Source organism: Streptomyces sp. NPDC058662 (assembly GCF_042716255.1).
Classification (GTDB): domain Bacteria; phylum Actinomycetota; class Actinomycetes; order Streptomycetales; family Streptomycetaceae; genus Streptomyces.
In genome coordinates, this window is record NZ_JBHXRU010000074.1 from 20435 (window position 1) to 31014 (window position 10580).

The 10580-nt window shown below is 73.0% G+C and carries 9 protein-coding genes; 3 read left to right on the forward strand and 6 right to left on the reverse strand.

Annotated elements, in window-relative coordinates:
- Positions 1-153: 153 nt before the first annotated feature.
- Positions 154-1518, reverse strand: a complete 1365-nt coding sequence (locus ACFWUQ_RS23035; RefSeq protein ID WP_384541033.1) for a class II 3-deoxy-7-phosphoheptulonate synthase — start codon at positions 1516-1518, stop codon at positions 154-156.
- 257 nt (positions 1519-1775) lie between these two features.
- Here ACFWUQ_RS23035 and ACFWUQ_RS23040 point away from each other — a divergent pair, with 257 nt between their 5' ends.
- Complete coding sequence (locus ACFWUQ_RS23040; protein WP_384541036.1) at positions 1776-3749, forward strand: anthranilate synthase family protein; 1974 nt, start codon at positions 1776-1778, stop codon at positions 3747-3749.
- Positions 3750-3859: 110 nt separating this feature from the next.
- Here ACFWUQ_RS23040 and ACFWUQ_RS23045 read toward each other — a convergent pair whose 3' ends face one another.
- The 4 genes from ACFWUQ_RS23045 to ACFWUQ_RS23060 all read right to left on the reverse strand — a co-directional run bounded on the left by ACFWUQ_RS23045 (position 3860) and on the right by ACFWUQ_RS23060 (position 7719).
- On the reverse strand, positions 3860-4888 hold the full coding sequence (locus ACFWUQ_RS23045; protein WP_384541038.1) for a 6-phosphofructokinase: 1029 nt from the start codon (positions 4886-4888) through the stop codon (positions 3860-3862).
- A gap of 144 nt (positions 4889-5032) precedes the next feature.
- A complete protein-coding gene (locus tag ACFWUQ_RS23050; protein ID WP_384541041.1) occupies positions 5033-5731 on the reverse strand; it encodes a response regulator in 699 nt (232 codons plus the stop codon).
- Positions 5728-6945 (reverse strand): MacS family sensor histidine kinase, encoded by a 1218-nt coding sequence (gene macS / locus ACFWUQ_RS23055; protein WP_384541044.1) that lies wholly within the window; start codon positions 6943-6945, stop codon positions 5728-5730. Before macS ends, ACFWUQ_RS23050 begins: the two co-directional genes overlap by 4 nt.
- A gap of 33 nt (positions 6946-6978) precedes the next feature.
- The gene (locus ACFWUQ_RS23060; protein ID WP_384541061.1) at positions 6979-7719 is read right to left on the reverse strand and encodes a lysophospholipid acyltransferase family protein; all 741 of its coding nucleotides are present in this window, start codon (positions 7717-7719) and stop codon (positions 6979-6981) included.
- 170 nt (positions 7720-7889) lie between these two features.
- On the opposite strand from ACFWUQ_RS23060, the gene ACFWUQ_RS23065 reads away from it, so the two are divergent.
- Positions 7890-8669, forward strand: coding sequence for an alpha/beta hydrolase (locus tag ACFWUQ_RS23065; protein ID WP_384541047.1), 780 nt, complete (start codon positions 7890-7892; stop codon positions 8667-8669).
- Positions 8662-9270: a hypothetical protein gene (locus ACFWUQ_RS23070; RefSeq protein ID WP_384541049.1), complete on the forward strand. Its 609-nt coding sequence runs from the start codon at positions 8662-8664 to the stop codon at positions 9268-9270. The genes ACFWUQ_RS23065 and ACFWUQ_RS23070 overlap by 8 nt, the downstream gene beginning before the upstream one ends.
- Positions 9271-9736: 466 nt before the next feature.
- On the opposite strand, the gene ACFWUQ_RS23075 is transcribed toward ACFWUQ_RS23070, so the two are convergent.
- Positions 9737-10540 carry an endonuclease/exonuclease/phosphatase family protein gene (locus ACFWUQ_RS23075; RefSeq protein WP_384541052.1) on the reverse strand — a complete coding sequence of 268 codons (804 nt, stop codon included), beginning with the start codon at positions 10538-10540 and terminating at the stop codon, positions 9737-9739.
- Between the last annotated feature and the right edge of the window lie 40 nt (positions 10541-10580).

Below are 10580 nucleotides of genomic sequence, written 5' to 3' on the forward strand. Positions count from 1 at the left end.
GGAACGGTCTGGCGAGCCATCCCCTATTCGGTGAGGCTTACCTAACCATACCCAAACTTAGGGTTCCCTAAAAGACCCGGTTACAACGATGGGGCGCGGATCACATCGATCCGCGCCCCACCGTCGTAGGAAGCTACACGCCGGAGATCACTCTCACTGGTCCCGGTACATCTCCGCGACCAGGAACGCCAGGTCCAGCGACTGGCTGCGGTTCAGCCGCGGGTCGCAGGCCGTCTCGTAGCGCTGGTGCAGGTCGTCGACGAAGATCTCGTCGCCGCCGCCCACGCACTCGGTGACGTCGTCGCCGGTGAGCTCGACGTGGATGCCGCCCGGGTGGGTGCCGAGGGCCTTGTGGACCTCGAAGAAGCCCTTGACCTCGTCGAGCACGTCGTCGAAGCGCCGCGTCTTGTGGCCGGAGGCCGCCTCGTAGGTGTTGCCGTGCATCGGGTCGGTGACCCAGCCGACGGTCGCGCCGGAGGCGGTGACCTTCTCGACCAGCTCGGGAAGCTTGTCGCGGACCTTGTCGGCGCCCATGCGGACGACGAAGGTCAGCCGGCCCGGGTCGCGGTCGGGGTCCAGCCGGTCGATGTACGTCAGCGCCTCGTCCACCGAGGTGGTGGGGCCGAGCTTGATACCGATCGGGTTGGCGATCTGCGAGCAGAACTCGATGTGCGCGTGGTCCAGCTGGCGGGTGCGCTCACCGATCCAGACCATGTGGCCGGAGGTGTCGTACAGCTTGCCGGTGCGCGAGTCGGTGCGGGTCAGCGCGCCCTCGTAGTCGAGCAGCAGCGCCTCGTGGGAGGCGTAGAACTCGACGGCCTTGAACTCGGCCGGGTCGGTGCCGCAGGCCTTCATGAAGTTCAGCGCGTTGTCGATCTCCCGCGCGAGCTGCTCGTAGCGCTGCCCGGAGGGGGAGGACTTGACGAAGTCCTGGTTCCAGGCGTGCACCTGGCGCAGGTCCGCGTAACCGCCGGTGGTGAAGGCGCGCACCAGGTTCAGCGTCGAGGCCGACGCGTGGTACATGCGCTTGAGCCGCTCGGGGTCCGGGATCCGGGCCTCTTCGGTGAAGGCGAAGCCGTTGACGGAGTCGCCGCGGTAGGTCGGCAGGGTGATGCCGTCGCGGGTCTCGGTGTCCTTGGAGCGCGGCTTGGAGTACTGGCCGGCGATGCGGCCGACCTTGACCACGGGCACGGAGGCCGCGTAGGTCAGGACGGCGCTCATCTGGAGCAGCGTCTTCAGCTTGGCGCGGATGTGCTCGGCGGACACGGCGTCGAAGGCCTCGGCGCAGTCGCCGCCCTGGAGCAGGAACGCCTCGCCCTTGGCGACGGCTCCCAGACGGGCGCGCAGCTGGTCGCACTCGCCCGCGAAGACGAGCGGAGGATACGATTCGAGGTCCGCGACGGCAGCGCGCAGAGCCTCGGCATCGGGGTACGAAGGCTGCTGCGCCGCGGGAAGGTCTCGCCAGGTCGCCTTGACGGCGGGGGCTTGGTGTTCAGCGTTCACGGTCACCCCATACACACTACGGCGTCACGCGTCCTGTCCGGCCCGATGCTCACGAAGTGAGACGGATGTCCGTCCCCGTTCCCCGGGGCGCCCGCTGGGCTAAAGTGCACCGCGTGTACGCGCACTCGAACCAGAACTGGTGGTGGACCGCTCCCGGCGGCCCACCTCTCGCGCGTACCTGAGACTCGATCGACGCGAAGGCCGCCCCGAGGGGCGGCCTTCCGCGTTTCACGGACGCGGGCCGCCCCTCCCACCGGAAGGACGTCCCGCCCATGCCCACGCCCCAGCCCGAGCCCGCCTCCCCGGCCACCGGCCGGCCCGCGCCCGCCGGCCCGCCCGCGCCCGCCCCCGCGCCCCCGGCGCTCGGCCGGCTACTCGACCCCTCCTGCCCGCCCTTCGCCCTGCTGCGCCGGCGGACCCCCGGCCGCGACCACGACACCGTCGAGCTCCTCATCGGGGAGGTCCACGAGGCCGAGCGCCTCGCCGACCTGCCCGTCCGCGAGCTGCCCGCCCTCGCGCTCGTCCCCTTCCGGCAGATCCGCGAGCGCGGCTTCGACGTGCGCGACGACGGCACGCCGCTGAGCGTGCTGGCCGCCGACGAGGCGTACGAGATCCCGCTCGACCGGGCCCTGGCCGAGCTGCCCTCCCACGACGTGCACGTCAGGGACGGCGGCTTCGACGTGCCGGACGCCGCCTACGCGGCGATCGTCGAGCAGGTGGTCCGCGAGGAGATCGGCCGCGGCGAGGGCGCGAACTTCGTCGTCCGGCGCACCTACGAGGGGCGGATCGACGGTTTCGGGCGGGCCGACGCCCTCGCGCTGTTCCGCCGGCTGCTGCTGGGCGAGCGCGGCGCCTACTGGACGTACGTGGTGCACACGGGCGAGCGGACGCTGGTCGGCGCCAGCCCCGAGGTGCACGTCCGGATGTCCGGCGGCACGGTCGTGATGAACCCGATCAGCGGGACCTACCGCTATCCGGCGACCGGCCCCGCGGTGGAGTCCCTGCTCGCCTTCCTCGGCGACCGCAAGGAGACCGAGGAGCTGTCGATGGTGGTCGACGAGGAACTCAAGATGATGTGCACGGTCGGCGACATGGGCGGGGTGGTCGTCGGGCCCCGCCTCAAGGAGATGGCCCACCTCGCGCACACCGAGTACGAGCTGCGCGGACGCTCCTCGCTGGACGTGCGGGAGGTGCTGCGGGAGACGATGTTCGCGGCGACCGTGACCGGCTCGCCGGTGCAGAACGCCTGCCGCGTCATCGAGCGGTACGAGAGCGGCGGGCGGGGCTACTACGCGGGCGCGCTGGCCCTGCTGGGCCGGGACGCGGCCGGGGCGCAGTCGCTGGACTCGCCCATCCTGATCCGCACCGCGGACATCGCGGCCGACGGCGCCCTGCGGGTGCCGGTCGGGGCGACGCTGGTGCGGCACTCCGACCCGGCGGCCGAGGTCGCGGAGACCCACGCGAAGGCGGCCGGTGTCCTGGCCGCGCTCGGCGTGCGGGCGGGCGCGCCCCGCCCCGCGTTCGAGGGGGCCCGGATGGCGGACGACCCCCGGGTGCGGGCGGCGCTGGAGTCCCGGCGGGCCGGCCTGGCGCCGTTCTGGCTGCGGATGCAGGAGCGGCCGGCCGCGGTCGCCGGCCACGCGCTCGTGGTGGACGCCGAGGACAGCTTCACCGCGATGCTGGCGCACGTCCTGAGGGCGGGGGGCCCGCGGGTGCCCGGCCTGGAGGTGACCGTGCGCCGCCACGACGATCAGGGGCTGCGCGCGGCCGCCCTGGCCTGGGAGGGCCCGGTGGTGCTGGGCCCGGGACCGGGGAACCCGGCGGAGGCGGCCGACCCCAGGATGCGGACGCTGCGCGGCCTGGCGGCGGAGCTGCTGGCGGGCCACCGGTACGGCCTCGTCGGGGTCTGCCTGGGCCACGAGCTGCTGGCGGCCGAGCTGGGCCTGCCCCTGGTCCGCAAGGCGGAGCCCGCGCAGGGCGCGCAGACCCGCGTCGACCTGTTCGGGACCGAGGAGGTGGTCGGCTTCTACAACACGTACGCCGCGTACTGCGACGGGGCCGCCGCCGAGCGGCTCGCCGCGGCCGGGGTGGAGGTCGCCCGGGACCCCGCCACGGGCGAGGTCCACGCCCTGCGCTCGGCGTCGGGGGGCTTCGCCGGGGTGCAGTTCCACCCGGAGTCGGTGCTCACCCTCCGGGGCGCCGAGCTGCTGCGCGAGCTGCTGGCGGGGGTGGCGGTCCGGGCGTAGGGCGCGGGCGGCGCGGGGGCCCGGTCCGGCCGGGCCCGGTCAGGGAGCGTCCGGGACCAGGGTGTTGTCGTTGTCACGATACGAGCCCTGGTCCGGACGTGCCCGCAGGCTCAGCCGAAGAAGACTCCGACCTCCCGGTACAGGGCCGGGTCCACCGTTTTCAGCTTCGCCGTGGCCTCCGCGATCGGCACCCGGACGATGTCCGTCCCCTGGAGGGCGACCATGGTGCCGAAGTCCCCGTCGCGCACGGCGTCGATGGCGTGCAGTCCGAAGCGGGTCGCCAGCCAGCGGTCGAACGCGCTGGGCGTCCCGCCCCGCTGGACGTGCCCGAGGACCGTCGTACGGGCCTCCTTGCCGGTGCGCGCCTCGATCTCCTTGGCCAGCCACTCGCCCACGCCCGAGAGCCGGACGTGGCCGAAGGAGTCCTTGGTGGCGTCCTTGAGGACCATGTCCCCGTCCTTGGGCATCGCGCCCTCGGCGACCACCACGATGGGCGCGTAGCTGGCCTTGAAGCGGGAGGTCACCCAGGCGCACACCTGGTCCACGTCGAAGCGCTGCTCCGGGATCAGGATGACGTTGGCGCCGCCCGCGAGGCCCGAGTGCAGGGCGATCCAGCCGGCGTGCCGGCCCATCACCTCGACGACCAGGACGCGCATGTGGGACTCGGCGGTGGTGTGCAGCCGGTCGATGGCCTCGGTCGCGATGCCGACGGCGGTGTCGAAGCCGAAGGTGTAGTCGGTCGCCGACAGGTCGTTGTCGATGGTCTTCGGCACACCGACGCAGGGGATGCCGTACTCCTCGTGCAGCCGTGCGGCGACGCCGAGGGTGTCCTCGCCGCCGATCGCGACGAGTGCGTCCACCTCGTACTTGGCGAGGTTGTCCTTGATGCCCCGCACCCCGTTGTCCGTCTTGAACGGATTGGTGCGCGAGGAGCCGAGGATGGTCCCGCCCCGGGGCAGGATGCCGCGCACGGCGGACGTGTCGAGCGGGACGGTGTCCCCCTCGACCGCGCCGCGCCAGCCGTCCTTGAATCCGATGAACCCGTAGCCGTACTCCTGCTCGCCCTTGCGGACCACGGCCCGGATCACCGCGTTGAGCCCGGGGCAGTCGCCGCCACCGGTCAGCACTCCGACCTTCATGTCAATCTCCCTTCGCCATGACGGTCACGCTAGTGGTGACCCAGGTCACAGCAAGGGGTCCCGTGTGGGCAATTCCGGTGGAATCGCGGGGCGTTGCGTACACCCGTTCACTCGGACGAGGCGAAAGTACGATCGACGGCGCGGCTACACGTCGTCCAGACCGCGTTCGATGGCGTACCGGACGAGTTCCACCCGGTTGTGCAGCTGGAGTTTGCCGAGGGTGTTCTGGACGTGGTTCTGCACCGTGCGGTGCGAGATGACCAGCCGCTCCGCGATCTGCTTGTACGAGAGCCCCTTGGCCACCAGCCGCAGCACCTCGGTCTCCCGGTCGGTCAGCTGCGGCGCCTTCGGCTCGTCGGAGGCGCTCGGCGCCGGGTCGCTCGCCAGACGGCGGTACTCACCGAGCACCAGACCGGCCAGCCCGGGGGTGAAGACCGGGTCGCCGGCCGCGGTGCGGCGGACGGCGTCGATCAGCTCCTGCGCGCCCGCCGACTTCAGCAGGTAGCCGGTGGCGCCGGACTTGACCGCCTCCAGGACGTCCGCGTGCTCACCGCTGGCCGAGAGCACCAGGACCCGCAGCGCGGGGTGGGCGCCGACCAGCTCCTTGCACACCTGCACCCCGGGCATGCCCGGGAGGTTGAGGTCCAGGACCAGGACGTGGGGGGTGACCGCGCGGGCCCGGCGGACGGCCTCGGGGCCGTCGCCCGCGGTGGCCACCACCGCGAACCCGGCGGCGGCCAGGTCGCGGGCGACCGCGTCCCGCCACATCGGATGGTCGTCGACGACCATCACCTTGATCTCGCTCAGTTCATCCGTGCGGTTCAACTCGGTCCGTTCGCTCATCGGTTGTCCGTCCTCCCCCTGGGTACTTTCAGTTCCACTTCGGTGCCCTGCCCGGGGACGGACACCAGCTCGGCGGTGCCGCCGAGATCGCGCAGCCGGCCGCGGATGGACAGGGCCACCCCCATCCGGCCCTCGCCCTCGGCCTGGTCGAGCCGGCCGGCCGGGATGCCCGGTCCGTCGTCCCGGACCGTGACGACCACCTCCTCGCCCCAGTCCTCGACCAGGATCCAGGCCCGGGCGCCCGTTCCGGCGTGCCGGCGCACGTTGTCCAGGGCGGCGCCGACCGCCGCGGCCAGCTCCCTCGCGGCGGGCACCGGCAGCGGCACCGGGGTGCCCGGCTCCGCGAAGCTCACCCTCGACCCGGCGTGCGGCGCGAGCAGCGTCCGCAGGTCCAGCTCGCCGTCGTCCGCCCCGGGTTCGTCCACCTCGTACGCGTCCACCAGCGCCCCCCGCGACTCGTCGCGGGAGACCCGGGACGGGTGCACCAGCCCGGAGGAGACGAGGGTGCGCAGCGCCACCTCCTGCTCACCGGCCATCCGCCCGAGCTCCTCGGCCTCGCCGCCCAGTTCGGTACCGCGGCGCTGGACCATGGCGAGGACCTGGAGGACCCCGTCGTGGATGTCCCGGGCGAGGCGCTCCCGCTCGCGGGTCGCGGCCTCGATCTCCAGGGCGCGGGCGAGGGTGGCCTCACTGGCGCGGGCGACCTCGACCACGTAGCCGATGGCCACGGAGGCGACCCAGACGAGCAGGACGTTGTGCAGGGTGTCCCGGGTGGGCTCGCCGCCGTGGACGGCGATGTTGGCGACGGCCACGAAGGTGGAGGCGAAGCAGGCCCAGCGCCAGCCGCCCTTGATGGCGAAGGCGAGGACCGCGCCCGCCGTCCAGATCGTCGGGAGGGTCGGGCCCCCGGCGGCGATCCGCTCGACGTGGTCGGCGAAGGGGGTGAGGAGGATCCCGACGACGGCCACCGTGAGGTCGGCGACGAGGAAGCGCCGGGTGCAGTTCGCCGCGTTCGCCACCTTGGGCTGGGTGGCCAGCGTCCAGACCGCGAGGACGGCGAGGTAGCCGGCCGCGAGCCAGGGGCGCTGGAAGTCCTTGTACGCGGAGGCGAAGAGCAGCACCGCGTAAGCCATGGTGAGCAGCCGGTAGGCCGTCAGGGCGCGCCAGAGCGGCTGCTCCACCGACATGCGTACGACGCGCTCGCGCTTCGCCATCTCCCCCACCCCCGGCGGGCGGTACCGCCCGCGCTACTCGGCGTTCTTCTCGGCCCTGTCGGCCCTGTCGCCCCTGGCTGCCTTCTCGGCCTTCTCGGCCTTCTCCGCGTCGGCGATCTGGCGCTTGGCCGCCGTCGCGTAGATGTCGACGTACTCCTGGCCGGAGAGCTTCATGATCTCGTACATGACCTCGTCGGTCACCGAGCGGAGGATGAAGCGGTCCCCGTCCATCCCGTGGTAGCGGCTGAAGTCCAGCGGCTTGCCGATCCGGATGCCCGGGCGCATCAGCTTGGGGACCACCTTGCCGGGCGGCTGGATCTTCTCCGTGTCGATCATCGCCACGGGGATCACCGGCGCTCCGGTGGCCAGGGCCACGCGCGCCAGGCCGCCGGGCTTGCCCCGGTAGAGCCGGCCGTCGGGCGAACGCGTCCCCTCGGGGTAGATGCCGAACAGCTCGCCGCGCTCGATGACGTCGATGCCGCTCTTGATCGCGGCCTCGCCCGCGCCCCGGGCACCGGAGCGGTCCACGGGGAGCTGGCCGACGCCCTTGAAGAAGGCGGCCGTCAGCTTGCCCTTGACGCCGGGGGAGGTGAAGTACTCCGCCTTCGCGATGAAGGTGACCTTCCGGTCCAGCACCGCCGGCAGGAAGAAGGAGTCCGAGAAGGACAGGTGGTTGCTCGCGAGGATCGCCGGCCCCTCCGCGGGAATGTTTTCGAGGCCCTCCACCCACGGCCTGAAGGCGAGCTTCAGGGAACCGCCGATGGAGAACTTCATTGCGCCGTAGATCAACTCGAAAGCCTTCCTGTGTCTGTCGAACAGACCTTAACCCGTGGCTCCCCCAGGAGCGGCCCGACGACCCTGGTCGCTACCACCCCCGTCGCGTACGGTGAAGTCACACAGAGCAACGCACCCACCCGGCGTACGTCATGATCAAGGAGACCCTGGTGCCCGTCCTCCCTGGAGCCGAGCCGTTCCGCCACGAGGGCGGAGAGGTCGGCGTCCTCCTCTGCCACGGCTTCACCGGTTCGCCGCAGTCCCTGCGCCCCTGGGCCGAGTACCTCGCCGGGCGCGGGCTGACCGTGTCGCTGCCGCTGCTGCCCGGCCACGGGACGCGCTGGCAGGACATGCAGCTCACGGGCTGGCAGGACTGGTACGCGGAGGTCGACCGCGCGTTGCGGGAGCTGCTGGACCGCTGCGAGCAGGTCTTCGTCTTCGGGCTGTCCATGGGCGGCGCGCTGACCCTGCGGCTGGCCGCGAAGCACGGCGACGCCATCCGCGGCATCGTCCTGGTCAATCCGGCCAACAAGCTGCACGACCCGATGGCCGCGGCCCTCCCGGTGGCCAAGCACTTCATCAGGTCCACGCCGGGTGTGGCCAACGACATCGCCAAGCCGGGCTCGGTGGAGGTCGGCTACGACCGGGTCCCGACCCGGGCCGCGCACTCGCTGCGGACGTTCCTGCGCATGGTGGACACGGATTTGCCGCAGGTCACGCAGCCCGTCCTGCTGCTGCACAGCCCGCAGGACCACGTCGTACCGCCCGCCGACTCCGCGCGGATCCTGGCGCGGGTCTCGTCGACGGACGTCACCGAGACCCTGCTGGAACAGAGCTACCACGTCGCGACGTTGGACCATGACGCGGAGCGGATCTTCGCGGACAGCTATGCGTTCGTCGGCCGACTGGCGGAGAGCGTGGGCAGGGAGGGGGCGCAGGCGGGTGGCTGAGCACGAGGAGCAGTCGGGCGGGGTTCCGCCGCTGGACGAGGAAGCGGCGTGGGCGGCGATCGTCGCCGGGTACGGGCAGGAGCCGCCGGACCCGCCGGGGTCGCGGCCGTTCCGGCCGATCGAGAACCTGCTGCTGCCGGAGGAGGACGTGAAGCCGCTGCCGCCGGAGCCGGCCGCTGAGCCGGAGCGGGCCGCTGAGCCGGAGCCGGCTGTTGAGCCGGAACCGGAGCGGGGTCCGGCCGCCGAGCCGCCCAGGGCGCTCGGCGGTTCGGTGGTGTTCGCCCCCGGGGTGGGGGCGGGGCCGCGTGACCATTCGCTGGCGGAGCCGGGGGACGACGACCTGACCGCGGCGGAGGAGGGGCACTTCGTTCCTCCGGAGCCGGAGCTGCCGCCGGCGGACACGACGGCCAAGTTCGCGTGGCTCGCCGTGGTGGGCGGGCCGGTGCTCCTGCTGCTGGCGGTGCTGTTGCGGTGGGAGATGACCTGGTGGCTGACGACGCTGGGCATCGGCGGCTTCCTGGGCGGCTTCGCGACGCTGGTCGCGCGCATGCAGCAGGACGACGACGAGGACGACGACCCCGGTCGGGGCGCCGTCGTCTGACCCCCGGGCCCGCGCCTCGCCTGCGGCCGGGCCACCACCACGCGGGGACCGGTTCGCGCAGGCCCCCGCGGGCTCCGCCCGGACCCGCGCCTCAAACGCCGGCGAGGCTGAACTTGCCCGCCCAGCCCGCCGGCACACCCAACCGGGACCCGCACGCACCCCCGAGGGAACCGCCCCGCGCAAGCCCCCGCGGGCTCCGCCCGGACCCGCGCCTCAAACGCCGGCGAGGCTGAACTTGCCCGCCTGGTCCCACACACCCAGCCCCGGCGCGCTGATCAAGCCCCGCCGGCGATTGAGGCGAACGTGTCCGGCCCCGCCCCGGCGGGCTGATCAAGCCCCGCCGGCGTTTGAGGCGGACCTCATCAGCCCTGGCGGCACACCAAGCCCCGCCGGCGATTGAGGCGAACGTGTCCGGCCCCGCCCCGGCGGGCTGATCAAGCCTCGCCGGCGATTGAGGCGGACCCCATCAGCCCCGGTGGCGATCGAGGCGGGCGGGGTCGGTCGCGCCAGCGGCCGGGGCGGCCGGGACGCGGAGGGCGGCCAGGACCGGGAGGTGGTCCGTGGCCGCGGCCAGGTCCGCCGGGGCCACTCCAGGCAGTCCCACCGGGACACCGCAGGCCAGCACCTCCACCCCCGCCGTGGCGAACACCGCGTCGATCCGGCGCTCCGGCGCCGCGACCGGAAACGTCGGCCCCCCGCCCCACGGCGCCACCGCCCCGCAGTCCTGGAGCGCACCCGCCAGCCGCCCGTAAGCCGGCCCGTCCGGCCCCTCGTTCATGTCGGCGGCGACGATCCCGTACGGGGCGCCCAGCCCGGCCAGCCGCTCCAGCAGCAGGCCCGCCTGGACCTCCCGCTCCGCCCGCTGGAGCGACAGGTGCGCGCAGACCAGCCCGATCCGCGCCGCCCCGATCCGGACCACCGCCGTGGCGAGACCCCGCTGGTGCAGGCCCGGGGTGCGCGGCAGCAGCACGTCCTCCGTCCGTTCCACGAAGGCCCGCAGCGAGCACAGCAGCAGCGGCCCGGAGGCGGTCGCGCCCCCGCCGAGCACCACCAGGTCGGTCTTCGCGGCCAGTCGCGCCGCATGTTTGCGCCATCGGAAGAACCTCGGGGCCTCCTGCGCGAAGACCAGGTCCGGCGCGCAGGCCCGGATGACCCGGGCCAGCGCCTCCTCGTCGTCGCGCATCGAGCGGATGTTGTAGCTGAGCACCCGGATCACCGCGGAACCGTCGGGCTCCGTCAGCGAATTCGGCAGCGAGGGCAGCTGGTCCATGCCCGCAAGATACGCAGCCGCCCGCCGCTCCCCCAGGGGG